This is a genomic window from Methylobacterium sp. E-041 (assembly GCF_022829665.1).
Classification (GTDB): Bacteria; Pseudomonadota; Alphaproteobacteria; order Rhizobiales; family Beijerinckiaceae; genus Methylobacterium.
The window spans coordinates 115,531-136,887 of sequence record NZ_JAKSYQ010000299.1 but is presented as its reverse complement, the minus strand read 5'-3'; the positions used below and the strand labels follow the sequence as shown (position 1 = coordinate 136,887).

21 protein-coding genes are annotated in these 21,357 nt (G+C 71.4%); 11 read left to right on the top strand and 10 right to left on the bottom strand.

Translation table 11 applies throughout. The features are described 5' to 3' along the window. Nucleotides 1-21: 21 nt before the first annotated feature. Nucleotides 22-687 carry a carbonic anhydrase gene (locus tag MKK70_RS28695; protein ID WP_243951392.1) on the top strand — a complete coding sequence of 222 codons (666 nt, stop codon included), beginning with the start codon at nucleotides 22-24 and terminating at the stop codon, nucleotides 685-687. Between the two features lie 183 nt (nucleotides 688-870). On the opposite strand, the gene MKK70_RS28690 is transcribed toward MKK70_RS28695, so the two are convergent. Next, complete coding sequence (locus MKK70_RS28690; RefSeq protein WP_243951390.1) at nucleotides 871-1,596, bottom strand: DUF4142 domain-containing protein; 726 nt, start codon at nucleotides 1,594-1,596, stop codon at nucleotides 871-873. 233 nt (nucleotides 1,597-1,829) lie between these two features. Here MKK70_RS28690 and MKK70_RS28685 point away from each other — a divergent pair, with 233 nt between their 5' ends. The 5 genes from MKK70_RS28685 to nudC all read left to right on the top strand — a co-directional run bounded on the left by MKK70_RS28685 (nucleotide 1,830) and on the right by nudC (nucleotide 6,025). Further along, nucleotides 1,830-2,960 (top strand): acyltransferase family protein, encoded by a 1,131-nt coding sequence (locus MKK70_RS28685; protein WP_279603839.1) that lies wholly within the window; start codon nucleotides 1,830-1,832, stop codon nucleotides 2,958-2,960. A gap of 83 nt (nucleotides 2,961-3,043) precedes the next feature. Next, nucleotides 3,044-3,907, top strand: a complete 864-nt coding sequence (locus MKK70_RS28680; protein ID WP_147728435.1) for a universal stress protein — start codon at nucleotides 3,044-3,046, stop codon at nucleotides 3,905-3,907. Between the two features lie 122 nt (nucleotides 3,908-4,029). Beyond that, on the top strand, nucleotides 4,030-4,596 hold the full coding sequence (locus tag MKK70_RS28675; protein ID WP_147844110.1) for a hypothetical protein: 567 nt from the start codon (nucleotides 4,030-4,032) through the stop codon (nucleotides 4,594-4,596). Between the two features lie 96 nt (nucleotides 4,597-4,692). Further along, a complete protein-coding gene (locus MKK70_RS28670) occupies nucleotides 4,693-5,106 on the top strand; it encodes an HIT domain-containing protein (RefSeq protein WP_147728437.1) in 414 nt (137 codons plus the stop codon). Nucleotides 5,107-5,113: 7 nt separating this feature from the next. Continuing rightward, nucleotides 5,114-6,025: an NAD(+) diphosphatase gene (gene nudC, locus MKK70_RS28665; RefSeq protein ID WP_147728438.1), complete on the top strand. Its 912-nt coding sequence runs from the start codon at nucleotides 5,114-5,116 to the stop codon at nucleotides 6,023-6,025. 185 nt (nucleotides 6,026-6,210) lie between these two features. Here the strand turns inward: nudC and MKK70_RS28660 are convergent, their stop codons facing one another. Together MKK70_RS28660 and modC are read right to left on the bottom strand one after the other, a co-directional pair. Then, the gene (locus MKK70_RS28660; RefSeq protein ID WP_243951388.1) at nucleotides 6,211-7,953 is read right to left on the bottom strand and encodes a putative bifunctional diguanylate cyclase/phosphodiesterase; all 1,743 of its coding nucleotides are present in this window, start codon (nucleotides 7,951-7,953) and stop codon (nucleotides 6,211-6,213) included. A 251-nt stretch (nucleotides 7,954-8,204) separates the two neighbouring features. After that, nucleotides 8,205-9,305 carry a molybdenum ABC transporter ATP-binding protein gene (gene modC, locus MKK70_RS28655; RefSeq protein WP_243951386.1) on the bottom strand — a complete coding sequence of 367 codons (1,101 nt, stop codon included), beginning with the start codon at nucleotides 9,303-9,305 and terminating at the stop codon, nucleotides 8,205-8,207. Nucleotides 9,306-9,367: 62 nt separating this feature from the next. Between modC and MKK70_RS28650 the strand changes: the two genes are divergently transcribed. After that, nucleotides 9,368-10,024, top strand: a complete 657-nt coding sequence (locus tag MKK70_RS28650; RefSeq protein ID WP_243951384.1) for a glutathione S-transferase — start codon at nucleotides 9,368-9,370, stop codon at nucleotides 10,022-10,024. Between the two features lie 71 nt (nucleotides 10,025-10,095). On the opposite strand, the gene modB is transcribed toward MKK70_RS28650, so the two are convergent. Together modB and MKK70_RS28640 are read right to left on the bottom strand one after the other, a co-directional pair. Continuing rightward, nucleotides 10,096-10,788: a molybdate ABC transporter permease subunit gene (modB, locus tag MKK70_RS28645; protein ID WP_243951382.1), complete on the bottom strand. Its 693-nt coding sequence runs from the start codon at nucleotides 10,786-10,788 to the stop codon at nucleotides 10,096-10,098. Between the two features lie 87 nt (nucleotides 10,789-10,875). Then, the gene (locus tag MKK70_RS28640; protein WP_147729157.1) at nucleotides 10,876-11,079 is read right to left on the bottom strand and encodes a hypothetical protein; all 204 of its coding nucleotides are present in this window, start codon (nucleotides 11,077-11,079) and stop codon (nucleotides 10,876-10,878) included. Between the two features lie 239 nt (nucleotides 11,080-11,318). On the opposite strand from MKK70_RS28640, the gene MKK70_RS28635 reads away from it, so the two are divergent. The 4 genes from MKK70_RS28635 (at nucleotide 11,319) to MKK70_RS28620 (ending at nucleotide 16,741) form a co-directional block, all read left to right on the top strand. Further along, nucleotides 11,319-12,269 carry a 50S ribosomal protein L11 methyltransferase gene (locus MKK70_RS28635; RefSeq protein ID WP_243933187.1) on the top strand — a complete coding sequence of 317 codons (951 nt, stop codon included), beginning with the start codon at nucleotides 11,319-11,321 and terminating at the stop codon, nucleotides 12,267-12,269. Between the two features lie 30 nt (nucleotides 12,270-12,299). Further along, nucleotides 12,300-12,485 (top strand): Rmf/CrpP family protein, encoded by a 186-nt coding sequence (locus MKK70_RS28630; protein ID WP_147729957.1) that lies wholly within the window; start codon nucleotides 12,300-12,302, stop codon nucleotides 12,483-12,485. 63 nt (nucleotides 12,486-12,548) lie between these two features. Further along, nucleotides 12,549-14,366 (top strand): aminopeptidase P family protein, encoded by a 1,818-nt coding sequence (locus MKK70_RS28625; RefSeq protein ID WP_243951380.1) that lies wholly within the window; start codon nucleotides 12,549-12,551, stop codon nucleotides 14,364-14,366. Between the two features lie 215 nt (nucleotides 14,367-14,581). Further along, on the top strand, nucleotides 14,582-16,741 hold the full coding sequence (locus tag MKK70_RS28620) for a protein-disulfide reductase DsbD family protein (protein WP_243951378.1): 2,160 nt from the start codon (nucleotides 14,582-14,584) through the stop codon (nucleotides 16,739-16,741). Nucleotides 16,742-16,949: 208 nt separating this feature from the next. On the opposite strand, the gene phoB is transcribed toward MKK70_RS28620, so the two are convergent. The 5 genes from phoB to pstC form a co-directional block, all read right to left on the bottom strand. Continuing rightward, nucleotides 16,950-17,651: a phosphate regulon transcriptional regulator PhoB gene (gene phoB / locus MKK70_RS28615; RefSeq protein WP_147728560.1), complete on the bottom strand. Its 702-nt coding sequence runs from the start codon at nucleotides 17,649-17,651 to the stop codon at nucleotides 16,950-16,952. Between the two features lie 181 nt (nucleotides 17,652-17,832). After that, entirely contained in the window at nucleotides 17,833-18,546 is a 714-nt protein-coding gene (gene phoU, locus MKK70_RS28610) for a phosphate signaling complex protein PhoU (protein ID WP_243951375.1), read from the bottom strand. Between the two features lie 32 nt (nucleotides 18,547-18,578). After that, complete coding sequence (gene pstB, locus MKK70_RS28605; RefSeq protein ID WP_243951374.1) at nucleotides 18,579-19,397, bottom strand: phosphate ABC transporter ATP-binding protein PstB; 819 nt, start codon at nucleotides 19,395-19,397, stop codon at nucleotides 18,579-18,581. A 31-nt stretch (nucleotides 19,398-19,428) separates the two neighbouring features. Continuing rightward, the gene (gene pstA, locus MKK70_RS28600) at nucleotides 19,429-20,319 is read right to left on the bottom strand and encodes a phosphate ABC transporter permease PstA (protein ID WP_147843377.1); all 891 of its coding nucleotides are present in this window, start codon (nucleotides 20,317-20,319) and stop codon (nucleotides 19,429-19,431) included. Between the two features lie 10 nt (nucleotides 20,320-20,329). Continuing rightward, the gene (gene pstC, locus MKK70_RS28595; protein WP_243933175.1) at nucleotides 20,330-21,310 is read right to left on the bottom strand and encodes a phosphate ABC transporter permease subunit PstC; all 981 of its coding nucleotides are present in this window, start codon (nucleotides 21,308-21,310) and stop codon (nucleotides 20,330-20,332) included. Nucleotides 21,311-21,357: the final 47 nt, after the last annotated feature.

Below are 21,357 nucleotides of genomic sequence, written 5' to 3'. Positions count from 1 at the left end.
TCTCGATTGTCAGGAGGACCCATGTTTCCGACCGCGCTCACCGACGGCTACCGTTCCTTCCTTTCCGGCCGCTTTCCGACGGAGCGGAAGCGCTTCGCCGAGCTGGCGACCGCCCAGGAGCCCGAGACGCTGGTGATCAGCTGCTGCGACAGCCGGGTCGCGCCGGAAGCGATCTTCGACGTCGGCCCGGGCGAGCTGTTCGTGATCCGCAACGTGGCCGCCATCGTGCCGATCTACGAGACCGGGGGCGACTATCACGGCACCTCGGCGGCGATCGAGTTCGCGGTGCAGGGCCTCGAGGTCAAGAACATCGTCGTGCTCGGCCACGCCAGCTGCGGCGGCATCAAGGCCTACGCCAACAAGGCCAAGCCGCTCTCGAAGGGCAACTTCATCGGCAAGTGGGTCTCCCTCGTCGAGCCCGCCGAGGCGAAGGCCGGCGATTCGAGCGCGCCCGAATACCTCACCCGCCTCGAGCACGCGATGGTCAGCCAGAGCCTCGAGAACCTGATGACCTTCCCGTTCATCAAGGAACGGGTCGAGGCCGGCACCCTGAAGCTGCACGGTGCGCATTTCGGCGTGGCCACGGGCGACCTTCTGGTCCGCAATCCCGAGACCGGCGACTTCGCGCAGGCGGTCGATCGAAGCGGCGAGCCGCTGCGCCCCTCCACAATGATGAGCTGCAGCTGACGCGTCCGGCGAGGCGGGTGCTTTGGTTCGAAAGCACCCGCCTCGCCTTTCAATCCGAGATCGATCGGAACGGGAAGGCCAGGGCCGACGAAAGACCGGACCAACGAAAAGGGCGGCAGGCTCGCGCCTGCCGCCCTGTCTCATGAGCCGCGCTCGGCGTCGGCGCCGAGCGGGATCGGACGATTACATCGCGTCGCGGGCGCCCGGCAGGCGCTGGGCCATGCCGTAATGGTGCTGCAGCACCGGCAGGGCCTGCTGCGCGTAGGTGCGAAGCGCCGGGTTCGGGCCGGACGAGGCGTAGGCCTCGGTCATGCCGATCGTCATGCGGTGCGCCTGGACCTGCTGGCTCACGTAGAGGCGGTCGAAGCGCGGGCCCGACGGGGTGGCGGAGAGCTCCGCCAGCATCGCCTGCTGCTCGGGGCTGGGCTGAACCACCGTGGTGCCGGCCGTCTGATCGACGTCGGCATTGCCGAGGCGGCTGCCCGCTGCGGCGCCGCGCTGCGCGCCCGAGCCGAGGCCTTCGAGGCCGCCGACCGGGCCGCCGTTCAGCGTCCCGCCGACCACGCCCGCGGCCGCGCCGGTCGCCGCGCCGACGGCGCCACCGGCCACCGCCAGCGGCGCGCCGATCAAGCCGTCCACCGGACCGCCGACCACGCCGCCCTGCGCGGCGACGTAGTTGCGGTCACCGCCGACGAGGGCGACGTTGGCCGAACGGTGGTCGCGGATCGCTTCCTGGGCGTAGGTCCGGATCTGCGGGTTGCGGGACTTCGACAGCGCGATCTGGCTCGACTGGATCTCGAAGGCGTTCGCCTGCAGCGACTGCAGACGGAAATCGCTCAGGCCCTGGGCCATGGCCGGGGTCGAGACGGCGAAGGCGAGCGCGGACAGGACGGCGTATTTCTTCAGCATTGAAAACCTCGATCGATGAATGGTGAGCGTGCAAGCCGGCGTAGTTGTATCGCCCATACCGGTTTCAACCGAAACGGACGGCGACAGCACTTCATCGAACCAACGATGACGATCGCGCATGGTTCCTCTGGTCTTGCCTGACCTTGCGCCGTCCGCCGCGCGGGCTGCGACGCTTGATCCACCCCGCGGCAGCCGCCATGCCTTTCGCCGTCCTTCCGTCCCGAGGCCCCGCCTTGACGCCCCGCTTCACCCAGATCTTGTCAGTTCAGATCCTGCGCGCGGTCGCGGCGCTGCTCGTCGTGATGCACCATGCGCAGGCCGAGGCGGCCGCGCTGGCGCAGCGGACGGGCGCGGCCTTCGCCCCGAGCGGGCTGCTGCCCTGGGCGGGCGGCGTCGACGTGTTCTTCGTGATCTCGGGCTTCATCATCGTCCACGCCGCGGCGCCGCACGCGGTCGGGCGCCATGCGGCGGAGAGCGGAGGTCGGCGCCGCTTCCTGGCGCATCGGATCGCGCGGGTGGTGCCGCTGTACTGGCTGGTCACCGCGCTCTACCTCGCGGTCGGGCTGGCGGCGCCGTCGGCCCTCAACGGCAGCGGCGGACCGCCGGACGCCGGCCAGGTCGTCGCCTCCTTCCTGTTCTGGCCCGCGGCGCGGCCGGACGGCGCGGTGCTGCCGCTCTACGGCCTCGGCTGGACGCTCAATTGCGAGATGGCGTTCTACGCGCTGTTCGCGCTCGGTCTCGGCTGGGGTCGCCGGGCCGGCGTCGCCTGGCTCGTGGCGGCCCTCGTCGGGATCGTGCTGGCGGGCGCCTGGCTGAAGCCGGAGGCCGTGCCGCTGGCGTTCTGGTCGAACCCGGTGATGCTGGAATTCGGGCTCGGCGCCCTGATCGCGCTCGCACGCGGCGAGGGCGTGCGGCTGGGCGGGCCGGCGCGCGCCGGCCTGGCGCTCGCCGGGTTCGGCCTACTCTTGCTCGTCGCGCGCACCGGCCCATTCCCGGACGGGTTCCTGCGCCCGCTCGCCCTCGGCATCCCGGCGGCCTTCCTGGTGGCGGCGGCGGCGCTCGGCCGCTCGCGGACGCAGGCGCGACCGCCCTCGCCCGTCGTGTCCGCCCTGGCCGCGCTCGGCGACGCCTCCTACGCGCTCTACCTCGTCCATCCCTTCGTCCTGCGCGGCCTGCGCGAGGCGCTCGCGCGCATCGACCTCGCATTGTGGCTCGGCCCCTGGGTCGCGCTCGGCGTGATGGTCGCCCTGAGCGTCGTGGCGGCCCTGCTCGTCCACCGCCATGTCGAGCGCCCGATGACGCGTCTCGCCCGCGCCCGCCTCGATCCCGATCGCCATTCCCTTCCGAGGCCGAAAACCGTGTGAGCGCCGGGCGGCTGCGAGTTTCCCGCCGCGGCGATCCGCATTAGCGTCGCGACGGTGATGGCGAACCCGAGCGAGGCGACGCGATGAAGACCCTGCTGGTGCCGATCGCGCTCCACGACGCCCTGCCCTCGGTGCTGGAGACGACCCGCCTGGTGGCACAGCGCTTCGGCAGCCTGATCGAGGGCGTGTCGCTGCGGCCGGCGCTCGCCGAGTACGTGCCCGTCGACATGGTCGGCGGCATGACCTGGCTGCGCGACGAGGAGGCCGACCGGGCCGAGGCCGAGGAGGCGGGCGGGCGCTTCGTCGCCTTCATGGACGGGGCCGGCATCCCGCGCCACGCCCGCGACGGCCTGTGCGTTCCCGAGAACGTCGCCGGCGCCGGCGCGCGCTATCGCTGGCGGCAGGACGTGCCGGCGGGCGACGCCTTCCTCGGGCAGTACGCGCGCCTGTTCTCGGCCACCGTCGTCGGCCGCCCCGGCGCCGCCGACGGTACGCCGCGCATGACCACCTTGGAGACGGCGCTGTTCGAGGGCGGCCGCCCGATCCTGGTGGCGCCGCCGACCCCGCCGACCCGGTTCGGCGACGCGATCCTGGTCGCCTGGAACGGCTCGACCGAGACCGCGCGCGCCGTCGCCTTCGCGATGCCGCTGCTGCGGGCCGCCTCCCGCGTGCTGGTGCTCAGCGTCGAGGGCGGCACGGTGCCGGGCCCGAGCGCCGAGGACCTCGCCCGCTCGCTCGCCTGCGAGGGCGTGGCCGCCGACCACAAGGCGCTTCCCGCCGGGCGCCGGACGCCGGGCGAGACCTTCCTCGCCGAGGCGAAGGAGTTCGGCTCCGACCTGCTGATCAAGGGCGCCTACACCCAGAGCCGGCTGCGGCAGATGATCTTCGGCGGCCCGACGAGCCACCTGCTCGCCCACGCCGACCTGCCGATGCTGATGGCGCACTGACGGCGTGTGCCGCGCGCGAAGCGGGAACCTCGACCGTTCGCCCGACGTTCGCGCCTCGCCGGCCATCCCGGTCGAGTGAGGGGCTGACGACAGTGATCCGAGCTTGTCTGATCGCGCTCGCGATGGGTGCGACCTCCGTTGCGGCGCAGGCCGCGGAATCCTTCGCGCGCTACCAGGGCACCGTCGAGGCCCGCGACGCCGACACGCTGACGATCCGGCGCGCGGCCGGCGGGTCCGTCACCGTCCTGATGAACGTGAAGACGCGCCTGTTCATCGCGACCGCAGGCCGCCTCCGCGACATCAAGCCGGAGAGCTACGTCAGCATCGTCTCGGTGCCCGGCGCCGACGGCAAGCCGAAGCCGATCAAGGTCGCGATCTACTCGCCGTCCGAGCGCGGCTTCGAGGCCGGCACCAAGCCCTGGGACGCGGCGCCCGACGCGCGGCTCACCGCGGGCTGGATCGGCGGCCTGTCGCTCGATCCGCCGCGGCAGGTCGAGCTGGTCTACGACGGCGGCAGCAAGTCCTTCACCATCCCGCCCGGGACGCCGACGGCGCAGATCGCCCCGGGCGAGAGGGCTCTGCTCGTGCCCGGCGCCGACGTCGTGGTGCTCGCGCGCACCGACGCCGACGGTCTCGTCAACGCCGACCTCGTCGCGGTCGGCCGCGCGGGAACCGAGCCGACGCTGTGACATCGCGCACAGCGCGACGCCGCCGGCCGGTTCGGGCCGGCGGCCCGTGAGCGCGGGCATGGCGCCGGGACGCGCGCCCGCGCTACATCGCCCGGCATGACCGATTTTCTTCTCGATTCCCGGCTCGCCGCCGACACCGTGCCGGTCGGCGACCTCGGCCTCTGCTCCGTCCTGCTGATGGACGATTCCCGCTTCCCGTGGCTGATCCTGGTGCCGCGCCGGGCTAATTTGAGCGAGCTCACCGATCTCGCCGCCGAGGATGCCGCCGCCCTGTGGCGGGAGGTCCACCTCGCCACCGGGGTGATGCTGGCGCTGGCCAAGCCCGACAAGGTCAACGTCGCGACGCTCGGCAACGTGGTGGCGCAGCTCCACGTCCACGTGGTCGGGCGCTTCCTGTCGGATCCGGCCTGGCCCGGCCCGGTCTGGGGCTTCGAGGCGCGAAAGCCGTATCCGCACCATGCCCGCGCGCAGCTCGCCGAGCGGGCCGGCGCCCTGTTCGCAGCAGCCTGAGGTGGCGATGACCGACCCCTTCGCCACCCTGGGCTTCACGCAGAGCCGGCTCGTCCGCCATTCCTCGGAGCAGGCGGAGGACGCGGTGCCGCCCCCCGACGCGCCGGGCACCCGGCTGGTGCTCCTGGCCGGCGACGCGCTCGTGCTTCGGGGCGGGAGCGCGATCCTGGAGGCCGAGGACGGCGTCCGCGCGAACCCCCTGATCACCCAGGAGCGGATCTTCCTCGGGCATCTCGACGGGCGGCCGATCTTCGCGGCGGTGGCGGCGCCGGAGGCGGCCGAGGCCTATGCCGGCGACGGCTTTCGGACGCTCGACCTGCGCACCATCGCCACCGAGGGCGCCGTGCCGCAGGACGAGCTCGGTCTGCTCGCCACCGCGAAGTCGATGCTCGGCTGGCACGCGCGCAACCGCTTCTGCGCCAATTGCGGCACGCAGACCCTGGTCCGCGCCGGCGGCTTCCGGCGGGAATGCCCGACCTGCGCCGCCCATCACTTCCCGCGCACCGACCCGGTGGTGATCATGCTGATCCGCCGCGGCGAACGCTGCCTGCTCGGGCGCGGCCCGCACTTCAAGGAGGGGATGTACTCGTGCCTCGCCGGCTTCCTCGAGCCCGGCGAGACGATCGAGGCCGCGGTCGCACGCGAATCCTATGAGGAGACGCGGGTGAGGGTCGGCGCGGTCGGCTATCACACCTCGCAGCCCTGGCCGTTCCCGTCCTCGCTGATGATCGGCTGCACGGCGGAAGCGCTGGACGAGACCATCGTCACCGACCCGACCGAGCTCGCCGACGCCCGCTGGTTCGACCGCGCCGAGGTGCTGGCAATGCTGGAGCGGCGCCACCCGGACAACCTCTTCGCCCCACCGGCGATGGCGATCGCGCACGTGCTGATGCGCGCCTTCGTCGAGGGGCGGGCCTGAGGGCCGAAACCCGTCGTTTGCCACAGATTGCAGCCGCCCGGAATCGGTCATTCCTGGCCGGGCCGCTTCCGGGCGAACAGTGAAACGGCCCGACATCTCCCCCGTCTCGCCGCGCCGGGCAGACCACCTGACACGCGGATCGGAACGGGCTCCGCGAACGCGCTTGCAGGTTTCCTGCTCGTCGATCAGCTCGCGATCTTCTCAAGGCGCCCGAGACCTTGGAAAAGATCCTCAAACCGGGCCGCCGGCAGCGCCTTGGCGTACAGGAATCCCTGACCCTGCTTGCAGCCCATCTCGAGCAGCCGCGCCTCCTGGTCCGACGTCTCGATTCCTTCTGCGATGATGTCCAATCCGATGTCGTTCCCGATCTGGATGATGGAGCGCACGATCGCCGCATCGTGCTGATCGGTCATCAGGTCCCGGACGAATCCGCGATCGATCTTAAGGCGGGTCAGAGGGAAACGCTTGAGCGAGCTCAAGGAGGCGTAGCCGGTGCCGAAATCGTCGAAGGAAATGCCGACTCCGCGACGATGCAGGTCGCGAAACGGGCGGAGGACAGGCTCGTCGACCTTCAGGAAGATCGTTTCCGTGATTTCCAGCTCCAGCATCTCCGGGCTCAGCCGGTGCCGCTGGAGAGCGTCGGCGACATCCGACGTCAGCGTCCCCGACCGGACCTGGGCGGTAAACAGGTTGACGCCCATTTTCCGGATCGGGAGCCCTGCGTCGCGCCAAGCCGCCATCTGCAGGCAGGCTTCGTCGAGGATCCAGCGTCCGACCTCGAGTGCCAGGGGGTGCTCCTCGAGCTGGGACAGGAAGGCGCCCGGAAACAGGAGACCGCGTTCGGGGTGCTGCCATCGCAGGAGGGCCTCCGCACCGTTGATGCGCCTGGTATCCAGAGCCACCTGCGGTTGGTAGTGGAGCACGAACTCACCGGCCGCGACCGCCCTGCGCAACTCCGACTGCAGCGCCAGTCGCGAAAGCAGCGCGCTCCGCATGTCGGGCTGAAACAAGCGGAAACGACGCTTGCCGTCCTGTTTCGCGCGAAAGAGCGCTAAGTCCGCATTGCCGACGAGCTCGCCTGCCGACAGGCCCTGCGTCGGGCTGATGGCGCCTCCGATGCTGGCGCCCAGGTGGAAGGTATGACCCAGGACGCAGAACGGTGCCGCGAAGGCGTCGAGAAGCGCGGCGGCACTGGCTGCGACTTGCAGGGGATCGGTGGCGCCCGGCAGCATCACCGCGAACTCATCGCCGCCGAACCTGGCGACGATCGCATCCTGATCGAGCCAGGCCGGCAGACGGATGGCGAGGGTTTGGAGCACGGCATCACCGGTGCCGTGCCCCCAGCTGTCGTTCACCTCCTTTAATCCATCGAGGTCGAGCATGAGGACGCACGTGGCCTGACCGGCGGCGAGCCTCGCGTCGAGCGTCTCTTCGAAGGAAGCGCGGTTGGGCAATCCGGTGAGCGTGTCGTGATGCGCGAGCCTGACCAGATGCTCGTCGCGGGCGCGCCATTCCGCGATGTCGCGCATGATCGCCCCGAAGCCGAGGCCGAAGCGGTCTCTCCAGATCGACAACGTGAATTCGGCCGGAAACTCGCTGCCGTCGCGACGTCTGGCGGTGACCTCGATCGTTCGACCGGCCATCCGGGAGGGCTCGTTGCGGGCGATGCGCGCCAAACCCGCCGCGTGGCTGGCGCGAAACCGTTCGGGAACGACGAGATCGACGTTTTGGCCCAGCATCGCGCCGGGTCCGTATCCGAAGAGCGCCTCGGCCGCCTCGTTCACGAAGGTGATCCGACCGGTGCCGTCGTTGGCGATGAACGCATACGTGGCGGCCCGCGCGAGTCCCACGGCGCCGGCCAACGCGGTCTCCGACGAGACGGGGTCGTGAGAACCGAATGCTTGCTCGGTCGCGTCGATGTCGGTCATCACTTCAGCTCAATGGAATCCACGCATTGCGAAGAAGCAATATGTCACGTTAATCGGATCGAATTAAACTTGTGTTACAGTAAATCCAATCGATTAAAAAACTACTGGATTCTAATTTTACTCCTAGAAGAACTGTGGTTTTGGGTGCGCAAACCGCGTCGAACACACTCGGAGCGCACGGCCCATGAACGCCCGTTTCCGAGCGCAGCAATCGGCTGCTGCGGCTGCAGCGGGCCGAGTCAGACCATGCCTCAAATCTCGATCGCCCGGCGCCCGCCCATCCCGGCGGGATCGAGGGCGACGCTCTTGATCACCGCGTGGACGGGGCGGCCGACCGCGAGGTCGAGGTCGCGCACGGCGGCCCCGGTCAGGCGGGCCGCGAGCACCGCCCCGCCGCACGCCACCTCGACCATCACCGCGTTGCCCGCCGGGATCAGCGCCGCGACCCGGCCGGAGAGGATGTTGCGCGCGCTGAGGCCCGACGGCACCGCGGTCGCGATCAGCACGTCGCGGGCCGGCACGCGCACCCGCACGACGCTGCCGATCGCGCGCGGCAGGAGCGGGACGAGCAGCCGCCCGGCCACACCTTCGAGCCGGGTCAGGCCGGCCGCCGGGTCGTGCCCGGCGACCGTCATGTCGAGCAGCGCGCCGGCCTCGGCCTCGTGGACCGGGACGAGGTCGGCCCGGCGCAGGATCGCCTCCGCCGGGCCCGCGGCGGCGACGCGGCCGGCCTCCAGCACCACCACGGTGTTGGCGAGCCGCGCGACCTCGCCGACCGCGTGGCTGACGTAGACGATCGGGATCCCGGCCTCGTCGCGCAGGCGCTCGATATAGGGAAGGATCTCGCCCTTGCGCGCCTCGTCCAGCGCCGCCAGCGGCTCGTCCATCAGCAGCAGGCGGGGTCTCGCCAGCAGCGCCCGGCCGATGGCGACGCGCTGGCGCTCGCCGCCGGAGAGACCCGCGGGCTGCCGGTCGAGCAGGTGGCCGATGCCGAGCATGTCGACGACGGCGTCGTGCTCGGCCCGTTCCGCCCGGCGGCCCGCGAAGAAGCGGCCGTAGCCGAGGTTGCTCCGCACGCTGAGGTGGGGAAACAGGCGGGCATCCTGGAACACCAGCCCGATCCGGCGCCGGTGCACCGGCAGGGCGATGCGCCGGTCGGTGTCGACCAGCGTCTCGCCGGCGACGACGATGCGGCCGCGATCGGGCCGGCTCAACCCGGCGATCAGGTCGATCAGCGTGGTCTTGCCCGAGCCCGAGCGCCCGAACAGGGCGGTGAGCCCGGCCCCGGCGGCGAAGGCGGCGTCGAGCGTGAAGGCGCCCCGGCGCAGGGCGACGGCGACGTCGAGCGTCATGCCGGGCGGCTCGATCGGCGCGGACCGGCGTTGTGCAGCGATACTCTCACGGAAGGCCGCGCATGATCACCGTCCACCACCTGGAGAACAGCCGCTCGCAGCGGGTGCTCTGGCTGCTCGAGGAGCTCGGCCTGGACTACACGGTGAAGCGCTACGCCCGGGACCGCGAGACGATGCTGGCGCCGCCGGCGTTGCGGGCGATCCACCCGCTCGGCAAGTCGCCGGTGATCACCGACGGCGACATCGTGGTGGCCGAGTCCGGTGCCATCGTCGAATACCTCACCGCCCGCTGCGGCGGCGCGCTGGTGCCTGCGCCGGGCACGGAAGCGCATCGCCGCTACATCTATTGGCTCCATTACGCCGAAGGCTCGGCGATGCCGCCGCTGCTGCTGAAGCTGGTATTCTCCCGGCTGGCGCCGGGCAGCCCCACCCTGGTGCGCCCCCTCGCGAGGGGGATCGCCAAGGCGGTGACGGCCAAGTTCGTCGACCCGGAGCTGCGCCGCCACGCTGCCTATTGGGAGGAGGAGCTGTCCGCCCGGCCGTGGTTCTGCGGCGCGGACTTCACCGCCGCCGACATCCAGATGAGCTTTCCCCTCGAAGCCTTCGCCGCACGCGGCACCGGAGCCGGCGCCGAGCTGACCGGCTGGCTCGCCCGCATCCATGCCCGCCCGGCCTACAAGCGGGCGCTGGAGCGCGGTGGGCCGTACGCCTATGCGTGAGGCGCGGCTGTGGGGTTTTCCCCTCCCCCCTTTGAGGGGGAGGATGCTCCTGGGATGCGACGGGGATTCCATCACCCCGCTCCCAGCTTCCGGCCGATGCGGCGGGCCAGCACCTCCGAGAGCAGCAGCGCGGTCATCGACAGGGCGACCGAGATCAGCGTCAGGCGCAAGGCGCCGGCCTCGCCGCCGGGCACCTGCGTCAAGGTGTAGATCGCCGAGGGCAGCGTCTGGGTCTCGCCGGGAATGTTCGAGACGAAGGTGATGGTGGCGCCGAACTCGCCCATCGCCTTGGCGAAGGCGAGCACTGCGCCGGCGAGGATGCCGGGCAGGCTCAACGGCAGCGTCACCGTGAGGAACACCGCGATCGGCCGGGCGCCCAGCGTCGCGGCCGCCTGCTCGAGCCGGGCGTCCACCGCCTCGATCGACAGGCGCATCGCCCGCACCATCAGCGGGAAGCCCATCACCGCGCAGGCGAGCGCTGCCCCGGTCCAGCGGAAGGCGAACACGATGCCCGCCTCCGCGAGCCACGCGCCGACTAGGCCGCGTCGCCCGAGGGTCAGGAGCAGCAGGTAGCCGGTCACGACCGGCGGCAGGATCAGCGGCAGGTGCACGAGGCCGTCGAGGACGGCGCGACCCGGAAACGTGCGCTTGGCGAGCAGCCAAGCCACCAGCATGCCGGGCCCGAGGCTCGCAAGCGTCGCGACGGCGGCCACCTTCAGGCTCAGTGCCACCGCGGTCCACTCGTCGGGCGTCAGGTCGAGCAAGGATGGCGCGTCCCGTCCGGGCGCCGCGGATCGTCGCGGCCCCTCACGCCGCAGGCTTGGACGCGGACGATGCCGCGCGCAAGCCGCTCAGGCGTCGAACTCGTCTCCGCGGGGCTTCGCGTCCTCGGCGCGGTGCAGCCGGCTCAGCAGCACGAGGAGCTGGCCCGGCAGGGGCGTGTCGAGGGCTTCGGCCCCGAGCAACGTGTCGCGGGCGCGGACCGGTTGGCGACGGCGGCGCGAGACGCCGTTGAGGACGACCGGCCGACGAACGGATGGTCTCGAATTGGTCACGCGGACGCACCCTCGATGGTCGAACGACTCGGACGACGCGGAGAAGTGACCGAAAACGCTGCACGGTAACCCCGGTTCCGGGGGTCCATATGATGAACGGGTAAACAATCTGCCGCATTGCCAGGCGATTTTGCCGCGGTTGCCGACATCGGCCATCGCGGGACCGGACGGGCCACAACATTTCCGCCGCGGACCGCGCCACACGTCGCGGAACGCGGCCGAGGGTGGTAAGGCCGGCCATGCTCGAAGGCCTGCACCCGAACCGCCCGACCCACGTCCTGCAGCTGATGACCGACGAGCGGTCGGCGCGCACGATGACCGACCTGCTCGGCGAGATGTTCGACCCGACCGAGACGGCGGTCGCCGCCTTCGAGGCGGAGGACGGGGTGACGTGGCGGCTGGAAGCCTACTTCGCCGACGCGCCGGACGAGGATTTCATCCGCGACCTGATCCGCCCCGTGGTCGGCGCGCAGGCGGACGCGGCGGAGTTCCGCACCATCGACCAGAAGGACTGGGTCCGCGCCTCGCTCGAAGGCCTCGTGCCCGTGCGGGCCGGCCGCTTCCGCATCCACGGCTCGCACGACCGCGCCACCGTGCGGCCGAACGAGCTCGCCATCGAGATCGAGGCGGCGCTCGCCTTCGGCACCGGCCATCACGGCACCACGCTCGGCTGCCTCAAGGCGCTGGTCGACGTGCTGAAGCGCGGGCGCCCCGGCCGGGTGCTCGACGTCGGCACCGGCACCGGCATCCTCGCCTTCGCCGCCGCCAAGGCTCTGCGCCGGCCGGTGATCGCCGGCGACCTCGACGGCGAGGCGGTCAGGACCGCCCGCGCCAACGCGCATGCCAACGGCCTCGGGCCGTACCTCAAGCTCTACGAGGCGCCCGGCGTGCGCAACGCCCTCGCCGCGCGGCCGCGCCACTTCGACGTGGTCTTCGCCAACATCCTCGCGCGCCCGCTGCGGCGGCTCGCGCCGACGCTGTCGGCCGTGGTGGCCGAGGGCGGCGTGCTGGTGCTCTCGGGCCTGATCGAGCGCGACGTCGCCGGCGTGCTCTCGGCCTACCGCCACCGCGGCTTCCATCTCGCTTCGAAGGGCACGATCGAGGGCTGGGTCGCCCTGGTGCTCCGCCGCGGCGGGGCGGCGCCGCGGCCGCTCGCCCGTGGCGCGCGCGGCGGTTTCCCGCATCGCTGAACCGAACGCGGGCGCCCGCATTTTCCCGGCATGACCGACACGCCCGCGAAACCGCCCGCCGATCCGATCACCGAAGGCGCCCGCGCCCGCAGCCACGGCCGCCCGAAGGATGCATGCCCCTACCCGGTCGGGTCCGATGCGCGCAGAGCCTGGCTCGAAGGCTACGACGGCACACCCGGCGATCGCGCCCCCGACCCGCCGATGGATGGCGGCTGAGATCGCATCGATACCCGCTGAGGTCGGTTGCCCGCCGACCCGCGCCGGCGATACCTTGGCCGGATGAGCCGCACCCGCTTCCAGACCTTCGACGATTCGAGCCACCGCAAGGCGGCGGAGCGCGTCGCCGCCCTTCGTGCCGCCCTCCGGGAAGCCGGCGTCGACGGCTTCGTCGTGCCGCGGGCCGACGAGCACCAGTCCGAATACGTCCCGGCCAATGCCGAGCGTCTCGCCTGGCTGACCGGGTTCACCGGCTCGGCCGGCACCGCCGTGATCCTGGCGGATGCCGCGGCGCTGTTCGTCGACGGACGCTACACCCTGCAGGCGCCGGAACAGGTCGATCCCGGCGTGGTCGCGATCGTGCCGCTCGCCGAGAGCACCGCCGAGGCCTGGATCGCCCGGACGCTGCGGCGCGGCGCGGTGCTCGGCTACGATCCCTGGATGCACACGCCCGATGGCGTCGCCCGCCTGGAACGCGCGGCCGCCAAGGCCGGCGTGGAGGTGAAGGCGCTCTTCGAGAACCCGGTGGACGCGGTCTGGGCCGGGCGACCGAAGCCTCCGGCCGGACGCGTCGCCGCCCATCCGCTGGATTTCGCCGGAGAGGCCGCGAGCGAGAAGATCGCGCGCATCCGCGCCGAGCTCGAGACCGGCCAGTGCGATGCGCTGGTGATCTCCGATCCGCACAACCTCGCCTGGGCGTTCAACCTGCGCGGGGCCGACGTCGGCCACACGCCGCTCGCGCTCGGCTACGCCGTCCTGCCGCGCGAGGGCCGGCCGCGGCTCTTCCTCGCCTCCGGCGACGTGACGGCGGAGGCGCGCGACGCGCTCGGACCGATCGCCGACATCGACGGGCGCGACGCGTTCGAGCCGGCGCTCGGCGAGCTCGCGGGCAAGCGCGTGCGCCTCGATGCGGCGACGGGCGCGGTCGCGCTGAAGGAACGCGTCGCGGCGGTGGGCGGCACCGCCGATGTCGGCCCGGACCCGATCACCGCGATGAAGGCGGTGAAGAACCAGGCCGAGATCGCCGGCGCCCGCGCCGCGCACCGGCGCGACGGGGCGAGCGTGGTGCGCTTCCTCGCCTGGCTCGACGGGCAGGACGCGCCGAGCGAGATCGCCGCGGTGGAGGCGCTGGAGGATTTTCGCGCGGCCGGCGGGGATCTGCGCGACGTCTCGTTCCCCACGATCTCCGGCTCCGGGCCGAACGGGGCGATCGTGCATTATCGGGTGACGCGCGCCACGGACCGGAGGGCGGCGCCGGGCGAGCTGTTCCTGATCGATTCCGGCGCGCAATACCCCGACGGCACCACCGACATCACCCGCACGGTGGCGGTGGGCGCGCCGAGCGCGGAGATGCGCGATCGTTACACCCGCGTGCTGCGCGGCCACGTCGCCATCGGCCGCGCAGTCTTCCCCAAGGGCACCACCGGCGCGCAGATCGACACCCTGGCGCGCCTGCCGCTCTGGGAGGCCGGCCTCGACTTCGACCACGGCACCGGCCACGGCGTCGGCGCCTTCCTGTCGGTGCACGAAGGCCCGCAGCGCATCGCCAAGACCGGGACGGTGGCGCTCGAGCCGGGCATGATCCTGTCCAACGAGCCGGGCTATTACCGGGCGGGCGCCTACGGCATCCGCATCGAGAACCTTGTCCTCGTCGAGCCCCGCGCGGTGCCCGGCGGCGAGCGCCCGGTGCTCGGCTTCGAGACCCTGACGCTCGTCCCCTACGACCGCCGCCTGATCGTGCCGGAGATGCTGAGCCCGGACGCGCGCGCCTGGGTCGACGCCTATCACGCCCGCGTCCGCGACGTGTTGTCCGCGGACCTCGACCCGGAGACGCGGGCCTGGCTGGAGCGGGCGACGGCGGCGTTGAGCAGCGGGTCCTAAAGAGTTCGAACGATCGAACCGCGCATCCGCGAGAACATCCAGCCTGACGCGGGTCCCCTCTCCCGCGTGGGGGAGCCGCGTCGCGCTTCGAATGCGCGATCCGGCGGCGCCTCCGTTCCAACCTGTCGCACGCCCGCGATTTTACCCTCCGCCGGTTCAGGCCTATGAGGATGGCGGCGTGAAACCGTCGTCGTCGGTCGCGCGATAAGGACCGCATGATCCGCGCAGCCGCCCTCCTCCTGTCCCTGCTCGCGTGGCCGGTTGCGGCCCAGGGCTTCAAGCCGCCGGCCGACCTCGTGCGGGCGAGCCTCGCGGCGGAGCCCGCGGCGGTGGCGGGGGCCACGCCGTTCACCGTCGCCATCCGCATGGCGATGAAGCCGGGCTGGCACGTCTACTGGCGCAATCCCGGCGATTCCGGCCTACCGCCGGAGGTGACCTGGACCCTGCCGGCGGGCTTCTCGGCCTCGGCGATCCAGTGGCCGGCGCCGCACCGCATCCCGATCGCGACGCTGATGAACTTCGGCTACGAGGGGGAGGCGATCCTGCTCGTGCGGGTCACCCCGCCGCCGAGCCTCGACCCGGCCGCGCCGGTGACGCTGGCGGGCAAGCTCACCTATCTCGTGTGCGAGACGGAGTGCATTCCCGGCTCGGCCGATCTCGCCCTGACGCTGCCGGTCGCGCGCGAGGCCACGGCCGATCCCGGCAACGTCGACTTGTTCGCCCGCGCCCGCGCCGCCCTGCCCAAGCGCGCGCCGTGGCCGGTGCGGCTGTCGAGCCAGGGCGACCGGCTCGCCCTCGACCTCGAGGCTCCGGGCCTCGCCGCGGACACGGTCCGCGCGGTGGCGTTCTTCCCCTATTCCGAGACGGCGATCGACAACGCCGCGCCGCAGCCCTTCACCGTCGACGCTTCGGGCCTCCACCTGACGCTGACCCGCGCGACGCCCGCCGACCCCGCGCCCGAATCGCTGCCCGGCGTGCTGGCGATCGACGAGGACACCGGCGGGGGCCTCGTTCGGCAGGCCTTCGCGCTCGGCGACGAGGCGCCGCTCGCCGGCGGCAGCGCGATGCCGAGCGCGGCGCCGGCGGCGGCGCGCACCGACCCGGCCGAGGCGCTGACCCTGTGGACCGCGGCCGGCCTCGCGCTGCTCGGCGGCCTGATCCTCAACCTGATGCCCTGCGTCTTCCCGGTGCTGTCGATCAAGGTGCTGAGCCTGGTGAGGCATTCCGGCGAGGCGCCGGCGCGGGTCCGGCTGCACGGGCTCGCCTACACCGCGGGGGTGCTGGCGGCCTTCCTGGCGCTGGCCGCGCTGCTGATCGCCCTGAAGGCGGGCGGCGCCGGGATCGGCTGGGGCTTCCAGCTGCAATCGCCGACCGTGGTGGCGGCGCTGGCCTACCTGCTCTTCGCCATGGGCCTGAGCCTGTCGGGCATGCTTCACCTCGGCGGGCGGCTGTCCGGGCTCGGCGACGGGCTGACCCGGCGGGCCGGGCTCCAGGGCTCGTTCTTCACCGGCGTGCTCGCGACGGTCGTGGCGACGCCGTGCACCGCCCCGTTCATGGGCTCGGCCGTGGGCTTCGCGCTGACGCAGTCGACCGCTGCCGGCCTCGTCGTGTTCGCGAGCCTCGGCCTTGGCCTCGCCCTGCCCTTCCTGGCGCTCACCCTGTGGCCGCCGGCGCTGCGCGCCCTGCCCCGGCCCGGCGCCTGGATGGACGTGCTGAAGCAGGCCCTCGCCTTCCCGATCTACGCCACGGTCGCATGGCTGGTCTGGGTGCTGGCGCAGCAGGTCGGGCCGCAGGGCCTGCTCGCGGCGCTGATCGGGCTGGTGCTGATGGGCTTCGCCGCCTGGACGTGGGAGCTCGGCCGCGACGCGCGGCCGGTCCGGGCGCAGCTCGCCCGCGGCCTCGCGGTGCTCGCCGTCGCCGGCGTGGCGGGGCTCGCCCTCACCCTCGATCACGACCGCGTCGCACCGGGGGCTCAGGCCCGGGCCGAGGGGATCGAGCCGTTCACGCAGGCCCGCCTCGACGCGCTGCTGGCGAGCGGCCGGCCGGTCTTCGTCGACATGACGGCGGCGTGGTGCATCACCTGCCAGGTCAACGAGCGCACCTCGCTCGGGACGGCGGCGGTCGGCGCGGCGATGCGCGCGCGCGACGTCACGTATCTCAGGGGCGACTGGACCAACCAGAACCCGGAGATCACCCGCCTGCTCGAGCGCCACGGCCGGAGCGGCGTGCCGCTCTACCTGCTCTACGCGGGTGCCGGAGAGCCGACGGTTCTGCCGCAGATCCTCACCGAGGGGACGATGCTGAGCGCGCTGGACGCCGTGAAGGCGACGGGCCGCAGCGCGGGGCTCGACGGCGGGGGGACGAAGGTCCCCTGAAGCTTGGTAAAAATATAATTTTCGTAGGACTGAAATCACTTCAGTGTGCGCGACGGCTCCCTCTCCCATGGGGAAAGGGTTGGGGTGAGGGGCGTGACCGACCCGGATGACTCACGCCCCTCATCCTGTCCTTCTCCCCATGGGAGAAGGGACCCACGGCAGGTCGCGGATCGTTGCGATCGCTTGAGCCGTCCACCGAAAGCCGAACTCAATCCTCGCCCGAGAACGTCTCGTCGAAGGCGTACCCCGAGCCGCGGACGGTGCGGATCGGGTCGGTCTCGCCGGCGCGGTTCAGGGCCTTGCGCAGGCGGCCGACATGCACGTCGACGGTGCGCTCGTCGATGTAGACGTCGTGGCCCCATACGCCGTCGAGGAGCTGCTCGCGGGAATAGACCCGGCCGGGGCTCTGCATCAGGAACTCGAGCAGCTTGAACTCGGTCGGCCCGAGGTGGATCTCCCCGCCGGCCCGGCGCAGGCGATGGCTGTCGCGGTCGAGCTCGATGTCGCCGGCTTCCAGCAGGTTCGCGACGTGGCTGGGCTTGGCGCGCCGCAGCAGCGCGCGGACGCGCGCCAGCAGTTCCGGCACGGAGAACGGCTTGACGATGTAGTCGTCGGCCCCCGTCCCGAGGCCGCGGATGCGGTCGCCCTCCTCGCCGCGGGCGGTGAGCATGATGACCGGCAGGGACACCGTCTCGCGCCGCGCCCGCACCCGGCGGCACAGCTCGATTCCGGAGAGCCCCGGCAGCATCCAGTCCAGCAGGATCAGGTCGGGCACCTGCTCTTGCAGGCGCAGCTCGGCCTCGTCGCCGCGGGCGGCGGAATCGACCTCGAAGCCCTCGGCTTCGAGGTTGTAGCGCAGGAGGGTGGTCAGCGCCTCCTCGTCCTCGACGATCAGGATCCGCGTACGCATGCAGGGCACTCCCGGGCGGACCGCCCGACTTTCTCATCCATCGCCACGGTCCTCCCTCCCCCCCTGAAGCGGGTCGGGAGAGGGGAGCGCCGTATCCGGAGCGGTCGCTCCCCTCTCCCGACCCCCGCTCACGCGAGGCCCACCCTCCCCCCGCACAGGAGGAGGGAAGAGACGGCAGCCCTCAGGCGCTCGGTGCCACCGTCGCGTAGTTCGAGGCGTCGTTCTTCGGGCGGTCGCCAGCGAGGTTCTCGCCGGTGGACAGGTAGTGGATCGTCTCGGCGATGTTGGTGGTGTGGTCGCCGATGCGCTCGACGTTCTTGGCGCAGAACAGAAGATGCGTGCAGAACGAGATGTTGCGCGGGTCTTCCATCATGTAGGTCAGCAGCTCGCGGAACAGCGAGTTGTAGAGCGCGTCGATCTCGCCGTCCCGCTCCCACACGTTGTGGGCCGCGTTGACGTCGCGGCTGGCATAGGCGTCGAGCACGTCCTTGAGCTGCTCCTGGACGAGGTCGCTCATGTGCTGCACGCCGAGCACGATCTTCTGGGCCTGGGCCTGGTCGCTGATCGCGACGACGCGCTTGGCGATGTTCTTGGCGAGGTCGCCGATGCGCTCGAGGTCGCCCGAGACGCGGATCGCCGAGATCGTCTCGCGCAGGTCGATCGCCATCGGCTGGCGCCGGGCGATGAGCAGCACCGCGCGCTCCTCGATCTCGCGCTGCAGCGTGTCGAGGCGCTTGTCGGCGACGATCACCGCCTGGGCGAGCTGGGTGTCGCGGCGGACGAGCGCGTCGGTCGCCTCGGTCATCATCTTCTCGGCGACGCCGCCCATCTCGGAGATCGAGCGGCGCAGGTCTTCGAGGTCGGTGTCGTAGGACGTGACGATGTGGCCGGGCATGGGCGTGGGTCCTCGAACGATCCGGGTGCGGCTCAGCCGAAGCGGCCGGTGATGTAGTCCTGGGTCTGGCGCACCGTCGGGTTCATGAAGATGCGGTTGGTCGGGCCGACCTCGATGACCTCGCCGAGATACATGAAGGCGGTGAACTGCGAGATGCGGGCCGCCTGCTGCATGTTGTGCGTCACGATGACGATCGTGAACTCGCTGCGCAGCTGCTCGATCAGCTCCTCGATGCGGCCGGTCGAGATCGGGTCGAGGGCCGAGGTCGGCTCGTCGAACAGGATCACCTCCGGGCTCTGGGCCACCGTGCGGGCGATGCACAGGCGCTGCTGCTGGCCGCCGGAGAGGCCCATGCCGGACTGCTTGAGCTTGTCCTTCACCTCGTCCCACAGCGCGGACTTGCGCAGGGCCGATTCGACGCGGTCGTCGAGCTCGGACTTCGGCAGCTTCTCGTAGAGCCGCAGGCCGAAGGCGACGTTGTCGTAGATCGACATCGGGAACGGCGTCGGCTTCTGGAACACCATGCCGATGCGCGAGCGCAGCTCGTTCAGGTCCACGCCGGAATCGAGGATGTTCTGGCCGTCGAGCAGCACCTGCCCCTCGGCGCGCTGCTCCGGGTACAGGCTGTAGATCCGGTTGAAGGTGCGCAGCAGGGTCGACTTCCCGCAGCCCGAGGGGCCGATCAGCGCGGTCACCTGCCGGTCATGGAAGTCGAGGTTGATGTTCTTCAGGCTGTGGAACTGGCCGTAGTAGAAGTTCAGGGCCTGGGCGCTGATGCGGATCGGCGCGTGCTCGTCGGCCGGGTTGCGGCCGTCGAACCGGGTGGCGTTGATCGCGGGAGCGGCGTTCATCGTCGTGTTCCTCGTGGATGCCGGCGGCGGATCAGCGGGCGCGCTGCGGCTTGATGACGAAGCGGGCGACGACCGAGAGCAGCAGGATCGTCATGGTGATCAGGAGCGCGCCGGCCCAGGCGAGCTGCTGCCAGTTCGGGTAGGGCGAGAGGGCGAACTGGTAGATCATCACCGGCAGGTTCGCGACGCCGCCCATCAGGTCCGGGCTGAACCACGAGTTGTTGTTGAGCGCCGTGAACAGGAGCGGCGCGGTCTCGCCGGCGATGCGGGCCAGCGCGAGGATGATGCCGGTGACGATGCCGGCCGAGGCCGCCCGCCAGGTCACGCTGCGGATCACCGTCGACATCGGGGCGCCGAGCGCGACGCCGGCCTCGCGCAGCGTGCCGGGGACGAGGCGCAGCATGTCCTCGGTGGTGCGCACGATCACAGGGGTCGCGATGATCGCCAGCGCGACGCCGCCGGCCCAGCCGGAATAGGTCCCCATCGGCCGCACCATCAGGGTGTAGACGAACAGGCCGATCAGGATCGAGGGAGCCGAGAGCAGGATGTCGTTGAGGAAGCGGATCACCTCGGCGAGCTTCGAGCCGCGGCCGTACTCGGCGAGGTAGGTGCCGGCCATCAGCCCGATCGGCGTGGCGATGAGGATGCCGATGCCGGTGAGCACGAGGCTGCCGAGGATGGCGTTGGCGATGCCGCCGCCTTCCGAGCCGGGGCCGGGGGTCGGCTGGGTGAACAGCAGCGGCGAGAACCCGCGCGCCCCCTCGACGATGAGCATCAGCAGGATCGAGCCGAGGACGAAGGCGCCGAGCACGGTGGCCGCCAGGCAGGCGATCCGCAGCGTGCGGTCGGCGACCCGGCGGCTGCCGCGGATGCGGGCCGGCTTCAGGGCCGGCGCCGGACGGATCGTGTTGGGAGCGTCCATGGCGGGTCCCTCAGGCGACCTTGACGCGGCGCGTCAGGAAGCGGGCGATGATCAGGACGACAAAGGTGATCGCGAACAGGATGCAGCCGAGCGCCATCAGGGAGTTCAGCTGCAGGCCGTCGGCCTCGTTGAACTCGTTGGCGATGCGCGAGGCGATGGTCGAGCCGGGATCGAACACCGAGGCCGAGAGGCGGTTGGCGTTGCCGACCACGAAGGTCACCGCCATGGTCTCGCCGAGGGCGCGCCCGAGGCCGAGCATGATCGCGCCGATGATCGAGACCGAGGCCTGCGGCAGCAGCACGTGGCGGACCACCTCCCAGGTGGTGCAGCCGATGCCGTAGGCACTCTCGCGCAGGATCGTCGGGATCTGGTCGAGCATGTCGCGGGCGATTGAGGCCACGAACGGCACGATCATGATCGCCAGGATGATGCCGGCGGTGAGCACGCCGACGCCTGAGGGCACGCGGGCGTAGAGCAGCGTGCCGACGATCGGCATGCCCTCGACCAGGTTCGACACCGGCATCTGCACGAATCGGGCGAAGAGCGGCGCGAAGATGAACAGGCCCCACATGCCGTAGATGATGCTGGGCACGGCGGCGAGCAGTTCGATCGTCATGCCGACGGGCTTGCGCGCCCAGCCGGGGCAGAGCTGCGTCAGGTAGATCGCGATGCCGAGCGAGATCGGCACGCCGATCACCAGGGCGAGCACCGCGGAGGCGAGCGTTCCGGTGACGGCGACCAGGGCGCCGTACTGCTCGGTGCCGATGTTCCAGGCGCTCGAGGTGAGGAAGCCGAAGCCGAACTCGCGGAAGGCGGGCCAGCCGCCGTAGAGGATCGAGCCGAGGATGCCGGCGAGCACCAGCAGCACCAGCAGGGCCGAACCGTAGGCGGCGGCGCGGAACAGGGCGTCGAGGCCCTTGCTCGGCCCCTTGCGCAGGCGCGCGCCCGAGGCGGCGCGCGTCACGGCGATCTGTTCAGTCAAGGCGGTCATCCGCGGTTCTTTTCACCGGCTGGCGTGGTAGCGCGCCGAACGGCCGG